The 23,795-nt window shown below is 45.2% G+C and carries 28 protein-coding genes; 11 read left to right on the plus strand and 17 right to left on the minus strand.

Features of this window, described 5'->3' with window-relative positions:
• Window positions 1–252: 252 nt before the first annotated feature.
• Window positions 253–1,578: an NAD-dependent malic enzyme gene (locus RRU94_RS24715; protein WP_315693469.1), complete on the minus strand. Its 1,326-nt coding sequence runs from the start codon at window positions 1,576–1,578 to the stop codon at window positions 253–255.
• Window positions 1,579–1,963: 385 nt separating this feature from the next.
• Between RRU94_RS24715 and RRU94_RS24720 the strand changes: the two genes are divergently transcribed.
• Window positions 1,964–3,070 (plus strand): CAP domain-containing protein, encoded by a 1,107-nt coding sequence (locus RRU94_RS24720; RefSeq protein WP_315693470.1) that lies wholly within the window; start codon window positions 1,964–1,966, stop codon window positions 3,068–3,070.
• 135 nt (window positions 3,071–3,205) lie between these two features.
• On the opposite strand, the gene RRU94_RS24725 is transcribed toward RRU94_RS24720, so the two are convergent.
• The 4 genes from RRU94_RS24725 to RRU94_RS24740 form a co-directional block, all read right to left on the minus strand.
• Window positions 3,206–3,406 carry a cold-shock protein gene (locus tag RRU94_RS24725; RefSeq protein WP_050183275.1) on the minus strand — a complete coding sequence of 67 codons (201 nt, stop codon included), beginning with the start codon at window positions 3,404–3,406 and terminating at the stop codon, window positions 3,206–3,208.
• Between the two features lie 402 nt (window positions 3,407–3,808).
• Window positions 3,809–4,435, minus strand: a complete 627-nt coding sequence (locus RRU94_RS24730) for an FMN-dependent NADH-azoreductase (protein WP_315693471.1) — start codon at window positions 4,433–4,435, stop codon at window positions 3,809–3,811.
• Window positions 4,436–4,528: 93 nt separating this feature from the next.
• Window positions 4,529–4,954, minus strand: coding sequence for a MarR family winged helix-turn-helix transcriptional regulator (locus RRU94_RS24735; protein WP_309090678.1), 426 nt, complete (start codon window positions 4,952–4,954; stop codon window positions 4,529–4,531).
• 184 nt (window positions 4,955–5,138) lie between these two features.
• Window positions 5,139–5,276: a hypothetical protein gene (locus RRU94_RS24740; RefSeq protein WP_315693472.1), complete on the minus strand. Its 138-nt coding sequence runs from the start codon at window positions 5,274–5,276 to the stop codon at window positions 5,139–5,141.
• A 262-nt stretch (window positions 5,277–5,538) separates the two neighbouring features.
• Here RRU94_RS24740 and RRU94_RS24745 point away from each other — a divergent pair, with 262 nt between their 5' ends.
• Window positions 5,539–5,892, plus strand: coding sequence for a DUF3307 domain-containing protein (locus tag RRU94_RS24745; protein ID WP_315696134.1), 354 nt, complete (start codon window positions 5,539–5,541; stop codon window positions 5,890–5,892).
• A 20-nt stretch (window positions 5,893–5,912) separates the two neighbouring features.
• On the opposite strand, the gene RRU94_RS24750 is transcribed toward RRU94_RS24745, so the two are convergent.
• From RRU94_RS24750 to RRU94_RS24770, 5 genes are all read right to left on the minus strand, one after another.
• Window positions 5,913–6,452, minus strand: coding sequence for an MFS transporter (locus RRU94_RS24750; protein ID WP_315693474.1), 540 nt, complete (start codon window positions 6,450–6,452; stop codon window positions 5,913–5,915).
• A complete protein-coding gene (locus RRU94_RS24755; RefSeq protein ID WP_315693476.1) occupies window positions 6,449–7,879 on the minus strand; it encodes an FAD-binding protein in 1,431 nt (476 codons plus the stop codon). The genes RRU94_RS24750 and RRU94_RS24755 overlap by 4 nt, the downstream gene beginning before the upstream one ends.
• 109 nt (window positions 7,880–7,988) lie before the next feature.
• Complete coding sequence (locus RRU94_RS24760) at window positions 7,989–8,312, minus strand: MGMT family protein (protein ID WP_315693478.1); 324 nt, start codon at window positions 8,310–8,312, stop codon at window positions 7,989–7,991.
• A complete protein-coding gene (gene ade, locus RRU94_RS24765; RefSeq protein WP_315693480.1) occupies window positions 8,309–10,033 on the minus strand; it encodes an adenine deaminase in 1,725 nt (574 codons plus the stop codon). Before ade ends, RRU94_RS24760 begins: the two co-directional genes overlap by 4 nt.
• Window positions 10,034–10,340: 307 nt before the next feature.
• Window positions 10,341–10,730 (minus strand): tautomerase family protein, encoded by a 390-nt coding sequence (locus tag RRU94_RS24770; protein ID WP_315693482.1) that lies wholly within the window; start codon window positions 10,728–10,730, stop codon window positions 10,341–10,343.
• 206 nt (window positions 10,731–10,936) lie between these two features.
• Here RRU94_RS24770 and RRU94_RS24775 point away from each other — a divergent pair, with 206 nt between their 5' ends.
• From RRU94_RS24775 to RRU94_RS24785, 3 genes are read left to right on the plus strand one after another with little or no spacing between them, the layout of a single operon-like run.
• Window positions 10,937–11,776, plus strand: a complete 840-nt coding sequence (locus tag RRU94_RS24775) for a manganese catalase (protein ID WP_315693484.1) — start codon at window positions 10,937–10,939, stop codon at window positions 11,774–11,776.
• A 15-nt stretch (window positions 11,777–11,791) separates the two neighbouring features.
• Window positions 11,792–12,010 carry a spore coat protein gene (locus RRU94_RS24780; RefSeq protein WP_315693486.1) on the plus strand — a complete coding sequence of 73 codons (219 nt, stop codon included), beginning with the start codon at window positions 11,792–11,794 and terminating at the stop codon, window positions 12,008–12,010.
• Window positions 12,011–12,016: 6 nt separating this feature from the next.
• The gene (locus RRU94_RS24785) at window positions 12,017–12,361 is read left to right on the plus strand and encodes a spore coat protein (RefSeq protein ID WP_315693488.1); all 345 of its coding nucleotides are present in this window, start codon (window positions 12,017–12,019) and stop codon (window positions 12,359–12,361) included.
• A 32-nt stretch (window positions 12,362–12,393) separates the two neighbouring features.
• On the opposite strand, the gene RRU94_RS24790 is transcribed toward RRU94_RS24785, so the two are convergent.
• On the minus strand, window positions 12,394–12,540 hold the full coding sequence (locus tag RRU94_RS24790; protein ID WP_242235207.1) for a hypothetical protein: 147 nt from the start codon (window positions 12,538–12,540) through the stop codon (window positions 12,394–12,396).
• A gap of 168 nt (window positions 12,541–12,708) precedes the next feature.
• Complete coding sequence (locus tag RRU94_RS24795) at window positions 12,709–12,837, minus strand: hypothetical protein (protein WP_315693489.1); 129 nt, start codon at window positions 12,835–12,837, stop codon at window positions 12,709–12,711.
• 120 nt (window positions 12,838–12,957) lie between these two features.
• Between RRU94_RS24795 and RRU94_RS24800 the strand changes: the two genes are divergently transcribed.
• Window positions 12,958–14,106: an MFS transporter gene (locus RRU94_RS24800; RefSeq protein WP_410493064.1), complete on the plus strand. Its 1,149-nt coding sequence runs from the start codon at window positions 12,958–12,960 to the stop codon at window positions 14,104–14,106.
• Window positions 14,107–14,123: 17 nt separating this feature from the next.
• On the opposite strand, the gene RRU94_RS24805 is transcribed toward RRU94_RS24800, so the two are convergent.
• A complete protein-coding gene (locus tag RRU94_RS24805; protein WP_315693493.1) occupies window positions 14,124–15,086 on the minus strand; it encodes an EAL domain-containing protein in 963 nt (320 codons plus the stop codon).
• A 218-nt stretch (window positions 15,087–15,304) separates the two neighbouring features.
• On the opposite strand from RRU94_RS24805, the gene RRU94_RS24810 reads away from it, so the two are divergent.
• Together RRU94_RS24810 and RRU94_RS24815 are read left to right on the plus strand one after the other, a co-directional pair.
• Window positions 15,305–15,697, plus strand: coding sequence for a thiol-disulfide oxidoreductase DCC family protein (locus RRU94_RS24810; RefSeq protein ID WP_315693494.1), 393 nt, complete (start codon window positions 15,305–15,307; stop codon window positions 15,695–15,697).
• A gap of 652 nt (window positions 15,698–16,349) precedes the next feature.
• Window positions 16,350–16,826: a chromate efflux transcriptional regulator ChrS gene (locus RRU94_RS24815; protein WP_309090699.1), complete on the plus strand. Its 477-nt coding sequence runs from the start codon at window positions 16,350–16,352 to the stop codon at window positions 16,824–16,826.
• 72 nt (window positions 16,827–16,898) lie between these two features.
• On the opposite strand, the gene RRU94_RS24820 is transcribed toward RRU94_RS24815, so the two are convergent.
• Complete coding sequence (locus tag RRU94_RS24820; protein WP_315693495.1) at window positions 16,899–18,128, minus strand: MFS transporter; 1,230 nt, start codon at window positions 18,126–18,128, stop codon at window positions 16,899–16,901.
• 231 nt (window positions 18,129–18,359) lie between these two features.
• Between RRU94_RS24820 and RRU94_RS24825 the strand changes: the two genes are divergently transcribed.
• Window positions 18,360–18,929 (plus strand): chromate transporter, encoded by a 570-nt coding sequence (locus RRU94_RS24825; RefSeq protein ID WP_315693496.1) that lies wholly within the window; start codon window positions 18,360–18,362, stop codon window positions 18,927–18,929.
• Window positions 18,926–19,456, plus strand: coding sequence for a chromate transporter (locus tag RRU94_RS24830; protein ID WP_242235193.1), 531 nt, complete (start codon window positions 18,926–18,928; stop codon window positions 19,454–19,456). Before RRU94_RS24825 ends, RRU94_RS24830 begins: the two co-directional genes overlap by 4 nt.
• A 38-nt stretch (window positions 19,457–19,494) precedes the next feature.
• On the opposite strand, the gene RRU94_RS24835 is transcribed toward RRU94_RS24830, so the two are convergent.
• A complete protein-coding gene (locus tag RRU94_RS24835; RefSeq protein WP_315693498.1) occupies window positions 19,495–19,743 on the minus strand; it encodes a hypothetical protein in 249 nt (82 codons plus the stop codon).
• A gap of 215 nt (window positions 19,744–19,958) precedes the next feature.
• Between RRU94_RS24835 and RRU94_RS24840 the strand changes: the two genes are divergently transcribed.
• The gene (locus tag RRU94_RS24840) at window positions 19,959–21,338 is read left to right on the plus strand and encodes a copper amine oxidase (protein WP_315693500.1); all 1,380 of its coding nucleotides are present in this window, start codon (window positions 19,959–19,961) and stop codon (window positions 21,336–21,338) included.
• 231 nt (window positions 21,339–21,569) lie between these two features.
• Here RRU94_RS24840 and RRU94_RS24845 read toward each other — a convergent pair whose 3' ends face one another.
• Together RRU94_RS24845 and RRU94_RS24850 are read right to left on the minus strand one after the other, a co-directional pair.
• A complete protein-coding gene (locus RRU94_RS24845) occupies window positions 21,570–22,412 on the minus strand; it encodes an HAD family hydrolase (protein ID WP_315693501.1) in 843 nt (280 codons plus the stop codon).
• A 340-nt stretch (window positions 22,413–22,752) separates the two neighbouring features.
• The gene (locus RRU94_RS24850) at window positions 22,753–23,745 is read right to left on the minus strand and encodes a LacI family DNA-binding transcriptional regulator (RefSeq protein ID WP_315693503.1); all 993 of its coding nucleotides are present in this window, start codon (window positions 23,743–23,745) and stop codon (window positions 22,753–22,755) included.
• Between the last annotated feature and the right edge of the window lie 50 nt (window positions 23,746–23,795).

Below are 23,795 nucleotides of genomic sequence, written 5' to 3' on the forward strand. Positions count from 1 at the left end.
CTTTTGTTTGGAATTAGTATAGACAAATAAAATAGAAAAAAACCCTTACCGATGCCAGTAAAGGTTTTTTTCATAAAAAGAGACCTTTACCGGCTGGGTAAAGGTCTCGCTAACAGCTTATTGCTGCCGGAAAAGCCGAGAGTCAAGACTCTGAAATGACGACCAATCCGCTAAAGCTACTCCCCTTTAGGAGTTTTCGTTCGATTGTATAGTCATATCATACTTGATTTCGTTTACCTTGTCCATTACTGGTTACTTTACCGCAATTTTCTCCGCAGCTGCTGCTTGTTCCACCACTGTTGCTACGCGTTCATGAACAGTCCGGTCTAGTGGATGCGGAACAAGATCGCCCGGTTTTGTGCAGGATGCAATGGCTTCTGCCGCTGCTACGAGCATCGGGTGCGTGACATCATTTGCTCTTGCATTCAATACGCCTCTGAAAATACCCGGGAACCCTAGTACGTTGTTGACAGAGCGTCCGTCTGCCGCGTAAGCCGCCCCGGCTTCAAGCGCTTCTGTCGGCGCAATTTCCGGATTCGGGTTTGAAAGCGCCAGAATAATTTGCCCCTGCTGCACCCATTCTTTTTTAATCAGCCCCTGCACACCTGTTGTCGCAATGACAATGTCGCACTGGCCCATGAGTTCGCCAAGGTCGTTAACCGGTGTGCCGCCGTACTGCTCGAGCCGCTGCTTCGCTTCTTCTGACAGGTCTGCACCGTACACCGATTTTACGCCGTACGCCATCAGCATGCGACAGATCGCAAGACCGGCTGCCCCGAGCCCGATCTGGCCGACTGTGGCTTCTTTTAAGTCTACGCCGGCACTTTTGCAGGCCGAGATGACAGCTGCCAGTGTCACAACCGCTGTGCCGTGCTGGTCATCATGCATAACCGGAATATCGAGTTCTGCTTTCAGCCGCTCTTCTACTTCAAAGCAGTGCGGTGAGCCGATATCTTCCAGCAGGATGCCGCTGAAGCCGGGTGCGATATGCTTAACCGTCTCCACAATTTCATCTGGGTTTTTCGTATCGAGCAGGATCGGAATCGCGTTAATATCCACTAATTGATCAAAAAGCGCCGCTTTCCCTTCCATCACCGGCATGCCGGCAACCGGGCCGATATCACCCAGTCCTAAAATGGCCGTTCCGTCTGTGACAACGGCCACACTGTTGCCGATGTTTGTATAAATCTTCGCTTTTTCCGGCTCCGCCTGAATCACTTTACACACGTCCGCTACCCCTGGTGTGTACACGCGGCTCAAGTCTGCGAGTGTCTGGATTGGCACCCGGCTTTTCATCTGCACTTTACCGCCTTCGTGGGCGCGAAGCACCTCATCCGATACTGCCTGCACACGGAATCCTTCCAGTTCGTTGATGCTTTCAATAATGCCTGCAAGCTGATTTTCCTGTTCAATCTGCACGGTGATGTTCCGCTGCGTGTAAGCCGGGCCTACTTTAATCGTTTCTACTTCCCCGATATCACCGCCACGCAGCCCGATAGCCGTTGCTACTTTTCCAAGGCTGCCCGGAACGGATGGAATTTCGATCATTAACGTACGAATTAACTTATTGTATGCCATGCTTGTTTTACCTCCATTAAAATAAAAAACTTCCTTTCTCTATCATAGCGCTTTCAATCTGATTTTTCTGCATAAAAAACTTAAAAAACTATGTGAATTTATTCACATGTAAATCTATATCTCTTTCTCCTGATGATTTTTGCCCGTTATGTATAATGATTCTTCTAATGGAAAAACTATATTAATAAAAATGAGCTTATTTTCTGCTTTATGGTTTTCCTTGAATGTACTCTGTCGATATCAAAGGTGCGAATCCATCTGTTAAACTGTTTAAAAGAAGCTGGGTCCGTTTTAGGCCATACGCTCTTCCTGCTCAGCTGCTGCCGCTTTGCGTGAAAAATAAACATATTTCCGTTAAAATAAAGAAAGAACGGAGTGTGAATGATTGAAAAAATTATTATCTGTTGTATTGCTGCTTGTTGTGGCTTTTAATACACGGCCGCTGTGGGAAGAATATGCCGAGCCGTATGTGAATTTGGCTTTTGTGGATGTAATTAGAGACGAGCTGGAAGACATAAGAGAAAGTTCTGCTGTAACTGGTACTGTAGACAGAGTGACAAGCGAAGTAAAAAGCCTCGTGGGCATAGCGCCAGAAACTGTAGAGAGAGCTGAACAGCCGGCGCTGGCTGCTCCGGAATCCCAGACGTTTTCCGTTTACAATATTCAAATTGGGGACAGCCGTTCAAAGGTGGAGCAGGAAGTCGGGGCACCGAAACGCCATTCTCAAAATGAGTATGGAACCGAATGGTATGCTTATCACGAAAATTATCAAAACTTTTTGATGGTGTCCTATGATGAAGAAAACCGCGTGAACGGGCTTTATACGAACCACAACTTGATTTCCTCGAAAAACGGTATTGCCTTGAATACACCTCAGGAAAACGTCCGTGAAAAGCTTGGCGAACCAATGGATAAAATGCGTAAAGGGCTGACGTATTATATTTTAAATGAAACAAATGAACATGATTACTACCATATGGACGACAGCTACGTAACCATTTTTTATGATGTACACGAACAGGATACCGTCACAGCCATTCTTATTTTAGCTGAAGATCTAGAAGCAGAAAAAAAGGGCATGTATGGTGAAAACAGTGCGGTACTGCGCAAAGGGTTTGAATACCAGCTGTTTGATGTGACGAACGCCGCCCGGGTTGTGCACGGATTGCCGATACTCACATGGGATGATCCGGTCAGTGGCACCGCACGGGAGCACAGCCAGGATATGGCCCAGCATGTGTATTTTGATCATACAAACCTTGAAGGCCAGTCACCATTTGACCGGATGGAAGAAGACCGCATTCACTTTACAACTGCCGGTGAAAACCTTGCTTATGGGCAATTCAGCAGTATTTTTGCTCACGAGGGCTTAATGAACTCTGCCGGCCATCGAAAAAACATTTTAAACGGTGATTTCCACTACTTAGGAGTAGGAGTTGCGCTAAACAGCGAAAACCAGCCTTACTTCACGGAAAACTTTTTTGATAACTAAGCCTGATCCGTTTATGCGGCAGGCTTTTTTTATGGAACGCTTCTTTTGCTCGTCATGGAACAGAAACTTTCGCTCAAGCGAGCAAACAAAAAAGGCAGCCTCAAAGAGGCCGCCTTTTTACGATGTTATATAAAATTATGCTTTTTGTACGTTAGTTGCTTGAGGACCACGTTGTCCTTGTTCAACTTCGAATGTTACTTCTTGACCTTCGTCAAGAGTTTTGTAGCCTTCGCCTTGAATTGCTGAGAAATGAACGAATACGTCGTCTCCAGCTTCGCGCTCGATGAAGCCGAAACCTTTTTCTGCGTTAAACCATTTTACTTTACCTTGTTCCATGTTATGTTGCCTCCCGTTGTGCATCTGCACAAAATAATACTATTCCTGCTCAAAGCAATATCAAGACAATAAGCTTTTACAGCACTTGTACCTCTCGAACAAAAATAATTCTTATTTATCATAACAGCTTTTCAAAAAATAAGCAAGCGATTCAAAAAAAGAAAATGTTTTCATTTCCTTTTTACGGAAAATTTTTTCACCCATAGGCTTGTGCACCGAGCAGGCTTCCGCAATGCCTTAAGGTACGCTCAGCCCGGCCGTCTCCCCCTATCGGCTCTTTTTAAGAAGCGATGTTTCCCGAAAAGTCTTCTGCTCGTTTCGGCTTTGAAAACTTTCATAAAAAAAGACTGACGACTTTGTCGTCAGTCTTAGCTGTTCCTTTGGCAGGAACAGCTTCATGAATTAAAATGTCCGCGCCGCTTCTGCTGCGAGCTTAATACCGTCTGCAATGATTTCTGCTGAACGGTCCGGGAATTGATTATGTCCTTCAATGACAATGGTCTGTACATCTTCTACGCCCCAGAAAGCCATAATAGTTTGTACATATTTTGCCGACATTTCAAGGTCTGCCATTGGGCCTTCTGAATAAACACCGCCGCGTGCATTCAAAAGCATTACCTTTTTATCCTGTAAAAGACCGACTGGGCCTTCTGCCGTATATTTAAACGTCTGCCCCGCCTGGCCAAGGTAATCAAGGTATGTGTGAAGAACAGCTGGAATCGTGAAGTTCCAAAGAGGGAAAGCGAAAACTACTTTGTCTGCTTCCAAAAATTGCTTCAAGTATTTTGTAACAAGGTCTGTTGCTGCTTTTTCGCCTTCGGTTAATTCCATTCCACGGGCTAATTTGAACATGCCGTTAATTTTATCGTTATCGTAGTACGAAAGGTTTTCTGCAAAAAGATCTAATTCTGTGATCGTATCCGCCGGGTGCTCAGCGCGGTACGCCTCTAGAAATGCATTATATAGCTGCACGCTGACTGCTTGATCCGCTGGGCGTGAATTGGCTTTTACAAATAAAACGTTTGTCATTTTTGTTTCCTCCAGTTATTTTGTTACTTTTTATTACTAAAAGGATTGTACCACACACTTAGTTGCTATAGCAACTATTTGGCGCGGACTTTTTTATTCCATATTGGTCCGCATTTTTGTTAAAATTCTGCGTACTTCCTCCAGCTCTTTTGCTGTAATGCCTTCTGTAACAGCACGATGAAAGGATTCAACAACCGGTATCACGTCATCTTGAAGAGCTGTGCCGGTTTCAGTAAGAAAAATCCGTACGGAACGCCGGTCGCCGGCTTCGGTAACCCGTTTAATAAACCCTTTTTGCTCAAGGCTTGATACCATACGGGTAATATTTGTTTTGTCCTTTTCAAGCTGCTCGGACAACTCCTGCTGAGTCCGTCCGTCCCGCTCCCAAAGCAGCATCATAATTAAATTTTGCTCCGGGGCGAGCTGAAATGGGGCGAGGCGTTCTTTTACACAGTTTGTGATTTTCAAATCTGTTTGGTGAATAAAAATGCTGATGTAATCTTTTAATTTAATATCCATACTCAGCCCTCCATCATCCGGCCTTGAAAAACTGCACATGTACCAGCCCCTGGTATAGGCGTAAGCTGCACAATTTGCACTTTGTCTTGAATGCCAGATAATTTTTTAACCGTGCTTTCCGCGCTGAATGAAAATTTCTTCACAATCCCGGCAAACGATCCCCGTTCCCATTCCGGGGCACTGACTATAATATCGCCGCCTTCGCTTTGCTGCTGAATACGGCAGCCATATTTACAGTATACCCAAAATAATCAAACAGGCCGTTCGCATTAACCGCGTTCGTCAGCCCTGTAAACAATCCGACTTTAATGACGACGCCCACTTCATTTTTTCTTTTGGCCTCGTAAACCCGCCTTTTCCCGGGAAATTAAATTGCGTCTGCGAATTGTTCTCTTATAGAGGTAAACACGTCCAGGTTATTAAGAAACAGGTCAACCAAATGCGGATCAAAACGGCTGAACCGTTCCGCCCTTTTTCAAAAAATACACCTCACGAAAGAGTCCTTATTACCTAAATCTATAGCATGATATTTTAAATATATCATATTTTCTACCAGAGTACAGAAATCTATTTTGTTGGCTAAGATGAAGGAATGGAGCCGTTTTAATCTGCTTTTACTGGCACATTTAATAGGTGATTATTTGTTTCAAACGAGCTGGATGGCCCGGCACAAAGTATCCAGATGGGTACCACTGCTTGCTCATTGCTTCTTATACACATTCATTGTTTCCCTGTTTTCCTGGCTGACGTTTGGCGGCCTCTCTCCGCTGGCTATTGCTTTTATTTTCCTCACTCATGTAATCATTAAACGCCGGACACTCGTTGCCTGGAGAGTGCGGACCGTTATGAAAGCCCGGGGACCGGAATCAGGCTGGCTCGGAATGATTGTGGATCAAATCTTTCACCTGCTTGTTCTGACAGCGGCATTGTACCTATAAGCAAGAAGGTTTTAATATGATCAGCCGGTTTTCGGCTCTTTCCATATGATAAGTCCGCTCATAATGTACATAAGGGATGCCAGATAGAAAATGGTTGCGATCGTTAAGAAATCAACAAGGTAACCGGTAATGATGACCGCCGCGGCTGCGGTAATAGAAGTCCAGAAGTGATAGCGGCCCATATCGGCACCGGCTTGATTCTGGTCTGCATGCCGGGCTAAAGCCGCTTTTTCAGTATTTTTTTGCACAGCACCTAGCACCCCCATGCACACTTGAAGCCCATATACCTGCCATACACTTGTGGCAAGCGGGAAAAACAGCAGCAGCACAGCCATGGCCATTGAGTAAAAAACGAGCAGGACACGGTCTCCTAATCGGTCTGCCGCTTTTCCAATAACCGGATAAGCGAGAGCAGACGTTAACGCAAAAAGTCCGTACGCCCATCCAAACTGTGAGTAGCTGTCCCCGACATTCCTCAGCAGCAGAACATAAAATGGAAAAATCATGCTTCCTGCCATTAAAACGAGACTTTGAGACGTGACAAACCGACGATAATTCATTGCTGGTACTCCTCATAAAAATAGTTTGTAAATCGCTTTTTGGGGTCCATCTCCTGCTTTTTCTTAAAAAAAGCAGGAGCAAGCGGGTACGCTTTCCTCAGCTGTTCCTTCGTTGGAAAGGAGTAATAGGGCAGATAATAGCTGCCGCGGTGGTTCAAGGTGATATCAATCATTTCCTGTATAACCGCTTTTGATTGCTCCACTTCCTGCTTTGACTTTCCTTGATTGATTAAAAGTACAAGTGCAAACATGTCTTCCTTTGCATAAGACAAAACAGCCTGATCATTTTTTTCCACGTAGCGGATGGTAATGTTCAAAAGGTTAAACTCATCTTTTTTTTCAAGAAGATTCCGCATATCATCGATATAAGAAGCAAATTCACCTATCGGAATAAAGTACTCCTGCAGCACTTCGGTTCTCTCGCCGCTTTCATAGTCCATAAAATCCGTTTCCGAACGCATAACGTTATTTCTCGATTCAAATGATCCATCTTCTTGAAGCATATACTGCTTTTGAATATCCCAAAACGTTTCTTTTCCCCATTCACTGTAACGAGACAAGCCGAGGAAAAGCTTTGGCAGCGCCACAATCCGCTCTTCCTTCAACTCGTTATAGCTTGTCAGCATGTCCTGATTTTGGGCTTTTATATAATCTGTTATATACATGCTGCGCAGAAAAGAAGAAGGGGCGACCGAAATACGTGCCAAATGCATTTTTATCGCTTCATTTTCTTTTACCTGCTGCCCAAAATAGCGGGTGTAGTCTCGATAATCAAGTTCTCTCGTTCTTTTTTGATACAGTTCATCTTCCGTCAAAGAAAGCGTAACATCTAAAATAATGCCAAATAAGCCGTAGCCGCCAATCACGTAAGGAAACCATTCTGCATTTTCCTCTCTGCTGACGCGGATAATGGTGCCGTCCGGCTTTAACAGCCGAAATGATTTTACTGTCGTGATAAGGGCCTCGTTCCGAATATCCCGGCCATGTACATTCACGCTTAATGAGCCGCCAACCGTAAAAATGTTTTGGGACTGCATCACTTTTACGGAAAGGCCATCAGGATTGATGTACCGCTGGATATCATCCCATGTCGCTCCGCTTTGAACAGTAATCCATTTTTCCTCCGGATCAAAGTCAATAACGTTATTAAAAGGCTTCATATCAATCATAACGGCTCCTGGATAGTAGGTCTGTCCGCCCTGGCTGTGCTGCATTCCTGCAATCGTCAGCTGAGTCCCTGCACGGTTTGCTTCCTGTACAATTTTCTTCAACGTTTGTTCACCATCCGCCTGTTCAATTGTTTTCACTTGCGCAGGCAGGAGACGCCCTGCATCTTCAACGGCTGGCCGGGAATAAACGTGGCTGTAAAGATAAACAGAAGCGGTAAATAAAACACCATACAAGCAAACGAATAACCCTTTTTTCATGTTTTTGCGCCCCTTTTGCCAAACTTCAACTTCCATATTTTTTCACTTCCACTATACCAAAAAAAGGGTGAATCTGCCGGACAGGCTTGTAAACAGCCAAAAAAGCGGATCAGCCCTTTTTTGGCTGATCCGCTTTTTGGGTTATTTTATTCCAATCGACGCGCCCGTCTTCTGTAAAAGAAACGCCTTCTTCCCTCAAACGGCGGCGCTGTTCGGCTTTTGCTTCTTCACCCGGCACGTTTATTTCGCCCCGGGCATTTACAACCCGGTGCCAGGGCAGATTATGTTTTTCACTCATCGAATGCAAAATGCGGACTACCTGGCGGGCAGCACGGGGACTTCCCGCCAGGCGCGCTACCTGTCCATATGTGACAACAATACCTTCTGGAATACTTTTGAGTACACGAACGACGTCTTCTGTAAATGGCGTCACTCCGGAATTCCTACTTCAATATGACGGAAAGCATCTACATCAAACAATCCTTTGTCTGTCAGCTTTAAGCTTGGAATAACAGGCAGGCACAGGAAAGATAAAATCATAAAAATATTTTGTGACTCCTCCGCTACAAGAGACAGCTGTTCATGCAGGTGGTGCAGCTCCTCGATCACTTCTTCATACGGCTTTTCTGACATAATGCCGCCGACACGAAGAGGAACTGATGCCAGAACCTTTCCGTTTTCTACAATGACAAGGCCGCCCTGCATGCGCTCTGACGCTTCAATGGCTGCCAAAATGTCTTCGTCATTTGTTCCGGCTACGACAAGGTTATGTGAATCGTGGGCGACGGTTGACGCAATCGCACCCCGCTTCAGTCCGAGCCCGCTGACGATACCTGCGCCGATGCTGCCGGTTGCATGGTGGCGCTCACACACCACAATTTTCAGCTGATCGCGCGCTGCATCCGGCACAAAAAAGCCATTTTCTACTTTTACGTTGGCTTCTATTTTATTTGTAATAATCCGTCCCGGTACAACGCCGATGATCATGGCTTTTTGTCCGTCCTTCAGCGGAATCTGCAAGGATTCTTTCGTAACCTTCTTTATATTAAGCGATGATTGAACCGATTCTGGCACGGCAGCACGTCGGCTTTTAGAAGCAGCTAGATCCAGCACCCGGCCGTCCTTTATAATCGTTTCCGGCTCGAGTGTCTTCAAGCTGCCCGCGATCAAAATATCTGCTGTGTATCCAGGAGCAATGGCTCCTTTGTTTTTCAAGCCGTGGCATACCGCATTATTGATCGTCGCCATTTGAATGGCAATCAGTGGATCGAGCCCATGCTCGATTGCCAGGCGTGCCGCAAAATTAACGGTTCCTTCTTCAGCCAGCTCATCCAAATGTTTATCATCTGTACAAAAAGAAAACCGGCTGCTGTTTCGCTCATGAATAGCCGGCAGGAGGGCAAGCAGGTCTTTAGCAGCTGAACCTTCCCGTACAAGAACATGCATCCCCCGGCGTACACGCGCAACCGCCTCCTCTGCTGTTACGGCTTCGTGGTCGTTGCGGATGCCGGCTGTGCTATAAACGTTCAACGCTGCATCCGGCAGTCCCGCCGCATGACCGTCTACAGTTAAATTTGCTTCTGTTGTCATCTCAATTTTGGCAAGCATGCCTGTATCTCCATTTAAAACAGAAGGATAATCCATAACTTCTGCCAGGCCGATCACATTTTTGTGAAGCAGGTATGGGCGCAGGTCATCCGCCGTTAACGTGGCACCGTTCTGCTCAAACGGGGTTGCCGGTACACAGGAAGGCAGCTTCATTAAAATATCAACATCCGTCCCGGCTGCATCCTCCAGCATAAAGTCGATGCCAACTCGTCCCGCCACATTGGCAATTTCATGTGGGTCTGTTACAACAGTCGTCACGCCGTGTTTAATAAGAGCCCGCGAAAACTCCGACGGTGTCACCATCGTTGATTCAATATGGATATGGCCATCGATAAAGCCCGGCATCACATACTTGCCCGACGCATCTACGATCTTTTTTCCTTTTGGATACGTGCCGATGCCGACAATGCAGCCATCTTTGATCGCAACATCCGCTTGAAACGTTTCAAGTGAAAAAACGTCTACCACTGTCCCGTTTCGAATAATAATATCCGCTTCCTCCGGGCGCTGTGCTGTTTCGATCAATCTTTTCAGTGCATTTGTCATGCCGCTTCCCCCTTTATTTTTTCTGCTCTGTCGGCATTTGTGAATTCTCTCACTAGTTTTTCATATTTTACTCGGAAAAAAATGTGGTTGCAAATGATTTTTTATTTTAAAAAAACAGGCTCTTTTTTGTCAGCGCTGACAAAAAAGAGCCTGTTTGTACTTCTTCTTATAATAAATGATTTTGTTTATTTATATACGGATCGGTCATTCCCGCCACTTCCGGCTCGATCCTCCAGAAAGGGCAAGACCCGCTTTTAAAAAGCACTTAAAAAATCCATTTCAGAAAGCATCTGAAATGGATGGCAGGTTAAAGATCACCTGTTAAAAACTGCGCTTTACCAAATCCGAAGCTCCAATCGGCATCTCCATTGATGGAAAGAGAAATCATGACATCTTTTGGATCGATTCCGCAGCTTTCCTGCAATTCTTCCACAATATACTGATACAGCTTCTGTTTTTGTTCTTCTGTTCTTTGCTTGCTTACAATACTGATTACCACGACGTCTTTTGAGCGTTCAAACCCAAGTCCGGTGTCTTCAATAATCATTTCATGAGCCGGATGCTGGTGAACAATTTGATAGCGGTCACGTTCTGGTACTTGAAATGCTTTGAGCATCCCCCGGTGAGCCGCATCAAGCAGCCCTTTCAGCTCTTCTTCAGTTCTTCCTTCGATGACATCAAAACGAAGCAATGGCATAGCAGAGTCCCTCCAATTCTTATGTACACTTTCACTCTATCATGGTTACCATTCTTTCACAATGTTCATACAATTCTAATTAATTTATTACTTGTTTATGCAAGTGATTTTTTTCCTATTTTTGCGACTTAAGGATTTTGGAGCAGGAAAGGAGGGTACGACAAATAAAGACACAACATTCTATGATGCTGAAGGAGGATTTTTTTATGTTCCGTCACCAGAAAGAATTACAGTTTGAAGTAAAAGTAGAACGTCCAGACCCGCTGCTTGCCCGCCAGATTCAAGAAGTGCTCGGCGGCCAGTTTGGTGAAATGACCGTCATGATGCAATATTTGTTCCAGGGCTTTAACTGCCGGGGAGAAGAAAAGTATAAGGATATGCTGATGGATATCGGTACAGAGGAAATTGGGCATGTGGAAATGCTTTGCGCCCTGATCAGCCAGCTTCTAGATGGAGCATCGCCAGAGGCACAGGCCGAAGCAGCGGAAGACCCCGCCATCGCTGCCATTATGGGCGGTATTAATCCGCAGCACTTGCTTGTGAGCGGACTTGGCGGCCTGCCAACTAATTCAAACGGTGTGCCGTGGAACGGAAACTATATTGTAGCGAGCGGCAACCTGCTTGCTGATATGCGCTCCAATCTGCACGCTGAATCTCAAGGACGCCTGCAGGTTGCACGCCTTTACCATATGACAAAAGACGAAGGCGTCCGGGCTGTATTCCGTAAAATGCTTGCCCGTGACCGCTATCACCAATATCAATGGATGGAAGCCATTGCGGAGCTGGAAGAAAAAAACGGCGTAGCCGTGCCAGCCTCCTTCCCTCCAGAAGCAGAGCTGGAAGCACAGCCGCACGCGTTTGAGTTCTGGGATCTTTCAGAAGGGTCGGAATCTGCTGAAGGACGCTGGGCAAAAGGCAGTGCACCAGATGGAACCGGTGACTATGTCTATTTAAAAGATCCAGCGCCGCAAGGTCAAAAACCGATGCCGGCTGTTCCTCCGACTGCAATTCACCATGATTTAGACGGAAAAGCAACTGATAAATAAAAAGGAGTGATGAGCATGGCCAAATCGTTAGCAATGCATGAGAAGCTGGAAGTTCATGAAGTTCTTTTATTTAAAACAGCCTGCTTGACAAAAAGCACCGCCATGCTTGACCTTGTCAAGGATTCAATTCTAAAAAAATTGCTGAAGGAAGATATTAAGCTTTCTAAAAAAGCGATTAAAGATTTACAATCTGTGCTCGAAGACGACCAAAAACAAACAGCGAAAGGCAGGTAAGCATGGATGGCAAAAAAAAGTGAAAAAGATGTAGTACTCGACGACCTGGCCATCGCGACTGATTTTCTTATTACGGCTAAAGCCGGTGTGCGAAACTTAGCCGTAGCCATTACAGAAACGGCTACGCCAGAAGTGAAGCAGCTGCTGCGTCGAGAACTTGATAATGCAATTGATCTGCATGATAAAATGGCCCAGTATATGATTGATAATGAAATGTATCACGCGTATGACATAGAAGAGCAGGTCACACACGATATTGAGAAAGCAGACAAAGCACTGTCTATTGCTCCTTCCGCTAAATCATCCAGCGGAGGCAAAAGCAGTTCTGCTAAAAAGTCAAAAAGCAAATAAAAAAGCATCCGGTGAAAGCCGGATGCTTTTTTCTATAAAATAAGCGCGATCGCTTTTTGAAGCAATTCAATGTCTTTGGCAATTTGTTTTTTAATAGCGCCGTTGTGGCAGCGTGCATAGTCCATGTACAACAACGTGAGCTCCTGCTTAAAAATACACCGATCTGCTGCTATTCCCATGGCTGTCACTTCCTTTGCATGACTTTTCTTTTTAGCCTTTTAGTAATAATTACCCAATCGAAAGGAAAATATTCACCGTCATGTAAAGTTTTTAAACTCTGTATTTTCAAAACACTTCAACAAAAATCGTTGAATAAAGGGCTTTTTCTCTTTTATACAAAGCCGTTTTTAATTCCACCAGCGCACAAGAGCCCGGATCCCATATATAACGAGTTCCCCGCCAGAAGTAATGAGTTCAAGCAAAACATGGGCTGTATCCCACTTATCTTTACGCTTTTTTTCTGCTTTTTTATTCATTGCCTCCCGCCTTCATTTATTTTTTTATACGTTCCATTGGCGGAGTCTGTTTCATTTTCTTTTTGTTCCTGGCCCATGCTATAGTAAAATGAGCGATTGATCGAACGGAGGCGGCCGATGATGCGGGCGTTTGTTTATCTTATTGTCTTCTTTTCTTTTTTTGACCTTTTTGCCCAGCTGCCTATTATGAGTCCGCTTGCCGAATCACTCGGTGCGGCGCCCTTCTTAATAGGACTGACTGTTGGCATGTATTCTTTTTCTAATACAATCGGCAATATACTGTCCGGCTTTTGGACGGACAAGCTCGGGCCTTTTACCGTTTTGGTTATCGGCCTGCTGTCGACCGGTGCAGCCTTGTTTTTTTATGGGGCAGCTGTAAACGCATGGACACTGCTTTTCATTCGTTTTGTTCATGGCCTGGCTGCCGGGTTCATTACGCCAGCCGCTTTTACTTATTTGGCTAATCATACGGCAAATGAAAAAAAAGGCCAGGGCGCTGCTGTTTCCGGTGCTTTTATCGGCATAGCGGCCATTGCCGGTCCAGCTTTCAGCGGCATTTTAGCCAGCCGCACAAGTGAAATATATGTGTTGACCGTCATAGGGGTGATAATGGCGGTACTTGGGAGCACAGCCATGGTGATGCTGAAAAAAAAGCGGCCCGCTGTTCCTCATTCACCTCAAACAGCGAGCGTTCCGCTTCTTGTCCTTTTCAGAAGCCCCCTTGTACGCAAAGCATTTATCGGCGCTTTTCTGCTTATGTTTTCCCAAGGGGTGCTTGCTTATATGCTGCCGCTTAAAGTAGAACGGCTTGGCTATGGAGCGCAGACAAGCGGCCTGCTCCTCAGCACGTTTGGATTAACAGCCATTGTTGTTTTTCTTTCTCCGGTTAATCGGCTGTTTGACCGGCTAAGGCCGGAAAAAACGTTTCCGTTCGGAGCGGCCATGATGGGCGTGAGCCTTCTGCTTATCAGCCAGGCGGAAGTGCCTGTCCTTCTTCATAGCATAATGGCCATATATGGAGTCGGCTTCGCTTTTTTATTTCCTTCGATTAATTCCCTGCTTGTGGACGCTGTCACAGTGGAAAGCAGGGGCAGGGCGTACGGCTGCTTTTATGCTTTTTTCTCACTTGGCGTGGTGGCAGGTTCTTCCGTAACCGGCGCTCTTGCTCTTTCCCCGCTGCAAGGCTTCATAGGGACCGGCTTTCTTCTTGTAGCAGCAGGCGTGTTCGTGTTTAGCCAATCACTCAAAAAACCGTCCAGCAGCTCTTAATCTGGACGGTTTTTCTTTTAACCCGCTGCAGGTTCTGCAGAGGGCTTTCCAAAGTAATATCCTTGCACAAGCGGGATGCCTGCCGCAAGACAATACTCATATTCTTCTTTGCGCTCAATGCCTTCTGCGAGTGTTTTAATTCCCAGATTTGACGCCGTTTTCAGCGCTCTTTCAATAAATAATTGTTTATCCCCGTCCTGATCACAAAATGAGACATACGAACGGTCAATTTTAATGTAGTCCGGCCTTAGCTTCTCAAGCATTTCAATCGTAGAAAAACCGGCCCCGACGTCGTCAAGCGCTACTTTAATGCCTTCTTGCTTATAAACATTCAGCACTTTTCTTAGGTGCTCAATATCTTCTATCTTCTCCGTTTCAACCACTTCAAACACAAGATCGCCAGGATTTACATTGTATTTTTCGATAATCCGAAACGTATGCTGCAGGCAGAATTCCGGATTGTAAATGGTGGAAGGCAAAAAGTTAATAAAGCTTTTCTGTCCATTTCGGATGTATTTTTTACGGGCAATGATGGCACTTTCTCTTGCCTGCTTATCCAAGTAGGAGTGCATGCCCAGCTTTTGAGCGGCAGCAAACAGACGGCCCGGCGGGATTGCAGCTTCTTTGTTTGTCCGCAGAAGCGATTCATATCCGTATATGCTGCCGGTGCCTGCGTCAACAATCGGCTGGAGAAAGCTGACAAATTGCCCTTTTTCAATGACACGGATCACTTCCTGGTGAGAAAACCATTCTGCCACTTCTCTAATGGGTGCGGTGCGAAGCGGCGCCTCGTCATCCGGGCGCCCGATCCCGCCTATTAACGTCCCTTCCTGCTTCTCCTGAACAGTTTGAAGCTTTTTCTCCGCTTCTTTCATCGTTTGAAAATCGACAAATGACCAATCTTTCTCATTTGAAATAAACAGGCGGCCCGGTTCATAAAATCGAATGGGAACCCGGCATTCAATACAGCTTTCCGGCATGTGTATATACTCCTTTTTATTAAAAATAAACACTAAAAATAGCGAATATTACTTAAGTCCCCTTTTTGGATACCTTATAAACTTTACCGGAAAAATAATGAGTATTTTTTAATTAAACTTTTGTCCTGAATCACCTCCATTTTGGTCTATAGTTTGAAGAGGGGAAAAATCGGTTAGACTAATAAGAGCAGACTGCTTAAATGAGGAGGAATTTAATCATGACAGCAATCGTTTTATTCGACGGGGATTGTAATTTTTGCGATGCTAGCGTTCAATTTATTATACAGCGTGATTCGAAAGGCTATTTTAATTACGCATCGCTTCAAAGCGATGTCGGCCAAAAGCTGCTAAAAGAGCACAATATACCGGAAAACCTTGATAGTTTTGTGCTTGTAGAAGATGGACAGGCTTATATTAAATCAACTGCTGCTTTAAGGGTAGCACGCCGCCTGGATGGAGCATGGAAATTGCTTTATGCGCTGGTAGCCGTTCCAGCACCGCTTCGTAATCTCGTATATGATTATGTGGCGGCAAACCGGTACAAATGGTTTGGCAAAAAAAGCGACCACTGTATGCTTCCATCACCGGAAGTACGCCAGCGCTTTTTATAAAAAAAGAACCTGCCTGAGCAGGTTCTCTCAATGTGTAGACAAAGTCTTTCGCTTTTAAAAAAGAGCCGATAAGTGGAGCCTGCCGGACTTCGCGCACCTTAGGGCAGTGTGGGAGCCTCCTCGGCTGTGCCTGCGGGGTCTCCCGACTCACCGTACTTCCCGCAGGAGTCTTCGTCCGGCAGGCTTCACTAAATGGTGTTGAAGAGCAATAAACAAAGACTGAATAAACGTTTTCTCTTTTTTAAACAGAAAGATACGACCTTGTTAGCTTTATACAATCTTGTCGCAAGCCACTGGCGGCGGGAAGGCAGCGCAGACTCCTATGGGACGAGCGGGCATCTGAGACCGGTGGAGCCGCCAGGCGAAGTCGGGCTCAGCGCCTGCCCCATGGAAAGCGGAGCTGTCTGGACGCCGCCGATCCATCCCATTCATAGGCCCAGTCATCCCTATAATTTGTCTACAGTCTGAAAGAACCTGCCTGAGCAGGTTCTTTTTTTTATGGACAGAAAACCTGCCAAACGGGTGTATTCTTTTTTCTCGTTCCACTATGATAGAAGCTGGCGATCGGTCTTTTTCTGCTTAAAAGTTTATACACATAAACAGATCGTGATACACTAAACGCGCACTACTTTTATAATGGAGCTGACACAGTATGTTATCAAAATACAGCATTCCCGACTTGAATATTGACGAAATAGACAAACGTATTTTGTCTATTCTGCATGAAAACAGCCGCATTTCCTACACGGATATCGCAAAGCAAGTGGACCTCTCCCGTGTTGCTGTTCAAGCCAGAATTAATAACTTAATGGAGCAGGGTGTCATTGAAAAATTCACAACCGTCATTAATCCGGCAAAGATCGGTATGCACGTATCTGCTTTTTTCAATGTAGAAGTAGAGCCTCAATTTTTAGAAAAAGTGGCTGACCACCTTCAAAATGAACCGGCTGTGACAAGCTTGTATCATATGACCGGTCCCAGCAAGCTTCATATGCACGGGATTTTTACAGACAATCAGGAGATGGAGCGCTTTTTAGCAGAAAAGCTGTATCCGCTTCAGGGCGTCGTAAGTGTTGACTGCCAGATTTTAATTAAACGGTACAAAAGCCGAATGGGCATGAAACTGTAATCACATAGCAAACGATTTTCACATATGAAAAAGAGGCTGCTGGGCAGCCTCTTTTTTTGTTGTCTCCTTTCTTTACACCACTTTCTCACTTTCTGTAAATTCTTGACCTTCTTGTTCCTGGCTGCCTTTATGATCGGTAAACAGGAACATAATCGCTCCGAAAATAAGCAGTGCCCCTGATAAATAAAAACCAAACTCCAATTTCCCGGTCACATCTGCAAAAAAGCCGGTAATGTAGGGAGCAAAAATTGAAGACAGCATGCCGCTGAAGTTAAAAAAACCGTACACTCTTGAATACATAGAAGGCGGTGTAATATCAGCCATATACGAGATCAGCACCGGATCGAGTGCCAGTTTTCCAAGCAGTCCGTATAGGGCAAGACCTACAAGCAAAAGCGAGTAGTTTTCCGTATATGGAATGGCGAATTGACAGATAGCTCCGGCCAGTGCCAGTGAAATAATCAACGGCTTTCTGTTTTTAATTTTATCGGACAAAAAGCCAAATAAGATAGCGCCTGGAATGGACGCCCATGGCACCAATGAAGCAATGATACCTGTCTGGGAAGCTTCTACACCTCTGACCGTCTGCAAATAGTAAGGCAGCCATGTGAGCATGCCGAAAAATCCATAAAGCGAGCAGAAAATAAGCACATAGACAAGAATATGATTTTTCGTAAACAGTTTTTTCATATCCAGCTTTTCTGCTTTTTCCGCTGATGCTTCTTTTTTCTTATGTGTGTCATCCCGTACAAAAACCGCAATTAAAATAGCAACGATAATAGTCGGTACCGCAAACACGTAAAACGGATACTGCCATCCTTTATTTAAAGTGTACGTAAAATAACTGGACGCCATAAAACCAAGTGAAATACCGAAGGCCATCCCGCTGTTGATCAGGGCCGATACAAGGCCCCGGTATTTTTTAGGTGTAATCGTAGAAGAAATGCCGTACTGGGAGCCGTAATACGTTCCTTCTCCAAGCCCCGTCAGCGCGCGCATCATTAAAAATATAAGAAAGGTTGTCGCCATCCCGCTTAAATAAGTTGCCACGCCGAATATTAAATAGCCGATGACCAGCACTTTTACACGACCAAACCTGTCTGCCAAAAAGCCGGTTGGAATCTGCATCGCAGCATAAGCAGCGAAAAACACAGTTGACATTAAACCAAGCTGCGATTTATCAAGGCTCCACTCTTCACCGATACTTCCCATAACAGGTGAAAGAATATTCCGATCTGCATACATAAAGACCCAGCCAAGGAAAAAAAGAAAAATAACAACTGCAGGATGTGTTTTTTTCATGTACGGTGCCCCTTTTCATAAATTGATAGGAACAGCATAAAGAAAAAAAACAGCCTCTTGTTCATTTTCGGCAGAAAATCTTCCATAGATTTTATTCGAAACGTAATCATTTTATCTTTTTTTATTACAATTCGAATGTTAAGATGTACTAAACAATACAATTGGTTTGGCAATACAAAATCTCTTCTAAACGTGTTTCACTTTCACCACGATGATAGAAAGGATGTTTTTATGAAGCAGCTCGATATTTTTATCGCTTTTTTCCGCAGCAGCATGCTCGGCTACGGCGGCGGCCCGACGACCATCCCACTTGTTCAAAAAGAAGTGGTCGAGCGGTTTAAATGGATGGATAATGAAGAATTCGGAGATATTTTAGCGATTGGCAACACACTTCCAGGCCCCATTAATACAAAAATGGCCGGCTATATCGGATACCGGGTCGGCGGGGTACTGGGCACGATCAATGCGATTTTAGCAACCATTCTGCCGACCATTTTATTAATGATTTTTCTCCTGACGACCTTAACGGCTTTTAAAGACCTGGCCTGGGTGCAAGGAATGACACGGGGTGTTTTGCCCGTCGTCGGCATCATGCTGGCCGTGTTAACAAAAGACTTTCTTCAAAGCTCGATGAAAGGATTGAAGTGGGGAACGGTCGCTGTTCATGTTGTGATTGGACTTTTATTGATTGAGTTTCTTCATATTCATCCTGCTATTTTAATTGCCACTTTGTTGCTGTTTGCTTTCTTTAAGCCGGTTAAAGATAAAACAGCTGACAAAAAGAAAGGACGGCCCGCATGATTTATTTGCATATTTTCTGGGTATTTTTCATGACGAATCTGCTTGGCTACGGCGGTGGCCCAGCTACAATTCCGCTTATTCAAAAAGAAGTCGTGGACCGCTATGGGTGGATGACCGTACAGGAATTTAACGAAGCTTTCGCGATGGGCAATGCACTGCCCGGCCCCATCGCCACGAAGATGGGCGGTTATATCGGATTTCAGGAAGGAGGCTGGCTGGGTGCCGTGCTGGCGGTGCTGGCCACTGTACTGCCTTCTCTTCTATTAATGATCTCTTTAATGGGCATTTTGTATAAAAACCGGACCTCCCCGCGTGTAAAACGAATGACCGCTTATGTAAAGCCGACTATTGCTGTTTTACTTGGCGTGATGGCATTTCAAGCTTTTTTCGACTCATACGTTCAAATCAGCCCTTTGCATATTTTCATTCTGGCGGCAGGCAGCTACTGGCTGATGGAAAAAAGAAAAATCCACCCCGGCCTGGTCGTCCTGTCTTCACTTATTTACGGAGCTGTTTTTCTTTCTTAACCGAAAAGCGTGAATGAAGGCCCGCTGTCTGGCGGCTATCATTCACGCTTTTTTTGAGCCTCTGCTTGAATATACATGATTTTTTCCCGGCACAGTTTCACAAAGTAAATAGATTGCTTTTTTTCGTTTCCTAGATTATCCGGGCTTCTTCTTATTTCTTGAAAAACAAGTCTAACGACTCGCTCCGCTAAATATGTATCTCTCAAAGCTGCATGGGCAACATTCCATATTAACAATGAATATTTCCCATACAATTGTTCTATGCGATCACGACTTAATTCAGACAATAGGCCCACCCCCCTCCCCCACCATACCCACTTGTGTTCTTACGGAAACAACCAAATGTGCTCCCTATAAAACAATATTTTCTTACTGCACGCTGCTTTTTCTTTTTTATTTTTTCTTTTTAAAAAATTTTATAAAAAAGTGATCCAATCCAAATCTTCTTCCGTTAGCTGTTACAAGAACAACAAATCCTATGTTAAAAAAGGAGAGGTTTACTTTGAACAAAAGAAAAATGAACAAAAAATTCCTTATCGCCCCGCTTGCATTTTCACTCGTTGTTCCAACTGCCGCATTTGCAGACAGCGGTGAACAGCATCATGAAATGAATCATCAAAACAAAGCAGCAGCCGCTTCACAAAGTACAGCAACACCAGCAGCAGAGCTTCGCATCACGTTGGATACCGCTTTAACAGAACACGCTTTTCTAGCGGTTGAAGCGATGCGCAAAGGCGCAGATGGTGCAAAAGATTTTGACCAAACGGCCGCGGCGCTTATGGCCAACTCCGATGATATTGCCGCTGCTGTTTCATCCGTTTATGGAGACGAAGCCGGAAAACAGTTTTTAGACATCTGGAATTCTCACATCAACTATCTTGTTGACTATGTGAAAGCGACAGGCGCTGGGGATGCAGCAGCGAAACAGGCAGCACTTGATAAATTGGAAGAGTATAAAAAAGAACAAGCTGCTTTTTTCGCAACAGCAACAGAAGACCGCCTTCCTGAATCAGCGCTTGTGGAAGGGCTGTCCATGCACCTTAACCAGCTCGTCGGCGCATTTGATGCATACACAGCAGGCGATTTTGAAACGGCATACACACATGAACGCGAAGCCATCCATCATATGAGCATGTTTGCTGAAACATTATCAGTTGTCATTGCTGGTCAATTCCCGGACAAGTTTAAAAACTCGAATCCTGACACACCAGCCATTGACCTTCGCTCGCAATTAAACTCTGTATTTACCGAGCATGCCGGCCTGGCTGCTATGGCGATGCAGGACGGAGCCGATGGAGCGAAAAGCTTTGAGCAGGCTGCTGCAGCCCTGACTGCTAACGCAGATGACTTGTCTGCCGCTGTAGCATCTGTTTACGGTGAAGAAGCAGGAGCTCAGTTTTCAAAAATCTGGAATTCCCATATCGGCTATTTTGTGGATTACGTGAAAGCGACAGGTACAAAAGATGCCAAAGCCCAGGAAGCAGCAAAAGCAGACCTTGATGAGTACATTAAAGAGCAGGCCGCTTTCCTTGATACAGCCACACAAGGACGCGTACCGGCAGCAGACCTTGAAGAAGGCTTGACGATGCACGTGGATCAGCTGCTCCGGGCTTTTGACTCCTACGTTGCGGGTGACTATGAAACAGCATACAGCTCCATCCGTGAAGCATACGCCCACATGAGCATGCCGGCCGCAGGATTATCCGCGGCTATTGTGGACCAGTTCCCGGATAAGTTCTCCGGCGAAGCAATGCCGAAAGAAATGCCGCAAACCGGCCTTGGCGGCTCTCAATCTAATATGCCATATATGTGGCTGTTAGCCGGCTTGCTGCTCGCATCTATTACTACTGTGGCAGCACTTCGCTTCCGCAAACAGTCTTAACCAACACGAAAAGCCTAAAGGGTGAACTCCTTTAGGCTCAGGCTGTTGACAAACGCCCGCTTTCAGCGTCACTTGCCTGCTGTGTATGCTCATGGCCCCGAAAAGGTCACTCTGCTTCCCAGCCGGCGACGCTCCTGGAGAGACAGACGTTTTCAATCAGCCTGCTTTCTTATTTTGTCTATACTCTCAAGCCTAAAGGATAAATTCCTTTAGGCTTTTCTCTTTATTTTTTTAGATGAGCTTTTTCTTTAAAAAGCGGTACAATCCATCTTCTTTATACGAAAACTCTGTTACTTCATCTGCCTGCTGCTTCACAAAATCCGTGGCGTTTTTCATGGCCACACAATAACCGGCCAGCTCGAAAAGCGGCAGGTCATTTTCTCCGTCGCCTACTGCCAATATCTCTTCCCTGTTCAAATAAAAGCGATCAAGCAGCTTTTTCACACCCGTTGCTTTTGAAACTCCTTCTACTGTTACCTCCACATTATGGTGTGTAGACGAAGCAGTCGTAAAAGCGATATCTGTTTTTACCTGTTCCAACTCTGCCTTCCATCCATCCATTACCGCTTTGTCCCGGCTGAAAAAGTAAATCTTCGCTGCATTCTCGGCATGCAGCTCACTCGTCCACCGGATTTTAGACTGAACCGCTTCCTGGCGGGACAGCCATTCATTCTCGTGAACGGCTTCAGGCTTCGGCTCTGTTGCAATCTCTGTCATAAACGCCTGGTCTTTCTCAAGTGCCGTCCGCGGTCCCTCGTTCGGATGAATTTCATAATAAATGCCCCATTCTCCTGCCTTCAAGGCCAGTTTCTGCACCAGTTCCGGCGGCAATGCGTGCTGTGAAATTTGTTTCTCGCCTAAAAAAGCGGACATACCGTTGGCTGTCACGATGCCGTCTACTTTAAAACGAGGCGGCAGCACATCCCTTGCTTCTTTTAATGTCCTGCCCGTAGCAATAAACACGAGCATGCCGCTTTGCCGAAGTTCTGCCACATAATCCGTCAGTGTATCGTTCACCGTGTTAAATTCTGTTAATGTTGTTCCGTCCAAATCTAAAACAATTGCTTTATACATGACCCCGTCACCTCAATATCATCTCGATCTCTTTCTCATTATGTACGTATTCCTCCAAAGAATGTCCACTATTTTAATTGTACGAGAAAAAGCTCATTTTTCAGGAAACAAACCTTCTCTCCAGCCCTTTTATGAAAAAGCCCGCTTTTCTAGTTATAAAACTAGTTTAAAACCTTCATTTTCACCTATGGTATCGTTCCCAGATGCGGTTTTTCAGCTCTTTTACTCCCTTTTTCAATAAATTGGAATAAACTATTTTTAAAAATATAACCCCTATAAAATCAGCGTTGGTATCGTTCCCATACTGTTTTTTAAAAAATTGCGGGAAAAAATCCCGCAATTAAGTAGATTTCCGAACAATAATGTCACTCGGCAGCTCATATTGCTCCATCTCTGCCTGGTTGTTGTGAAGCAGCTCTAATATGACCTGGGTCGCTTTTTGACCCATGCCATCAGCAGGCTGTTGGATTGTTGTTAATGTCGGAGTGATCCACTGAGCTATCGGCTGGTTGCCAAAACCCATAATCGCCAGATCTTCTGGAACGCGGACCCCCTGCTCGTTTGCTTGTGTGATCATGCCGGCAGCAATGTCATCGCTTCCCGTAAAAACAGCAGTAGGCCGATCTTCCATATTCATCACATGAGTAAGCAGCTGCTTTCCATCTTCGGTTGTATGCCGATCGACGAAGATCCACGCAGGATTAATAGAAAGTCCTGCTTCTGCCATTGCTTTTTGGTAGCCCTGGTTGCGGTCCTTGTCTCTTCCTTTTTCAGCAAAAAGAGCGCCGGTGCAATAACCAATCTTTTGATGCCCTTGTTGAATCAAATGTTTAATGCCTGCATACGTTCCATTTAATTGATCAAACTTAATAACCGGAACAGACGATTCGAGAATATCTTCGTCGCACAGCACAATTGGGCCGTGCTTCACAAACGGCTGAACATCCTTCCAATCGTTTTCTAAAGCGGCTATGATCATACCGTCTGCCTGCTTTGTTTTCAGCAGATTTAAGAAAAGACGTTCTTTTTCTTTGTCTCCGCTGCTCTGGCATATCATCGTTTTATAGCCCTTTTCATACGCCGTTTGCTCAACAGCTGCGGTTAAAGAAGCGAAAAAGGGGTCGGTAACAGCTGGAACCACAACTCCAATTGTCATCGTCAGCTGCCCTCTTAATCTTCTGGCAGCCGGGTTTGGATGATAATCGAGCTCTTTCATCGCCTGCAGAACAAGGGCACGGTTTTCTTCAGATACATAATCCTGATTGTTGATTACACGGGATACGGTTGTTTTCGATAAACCGGCTCTCTTCGCTACATCTAAAATGGTTGCCATCCTGCTTCCTTCTTTCTTTGATTCTAATTTCGTACATTGTAGCGCTTATT

This window comes from Domibacillus sp. DTU_2020_1001157_1_SI_ALB_TIR_016, assembly GCF_032341995.1.
GTDB classification, from domain to species: Bacteria; Bacillota; Bacilli; order Bacillales; family Domibacillaceae; genus Domibacillus; species Domibacillus indicus_A.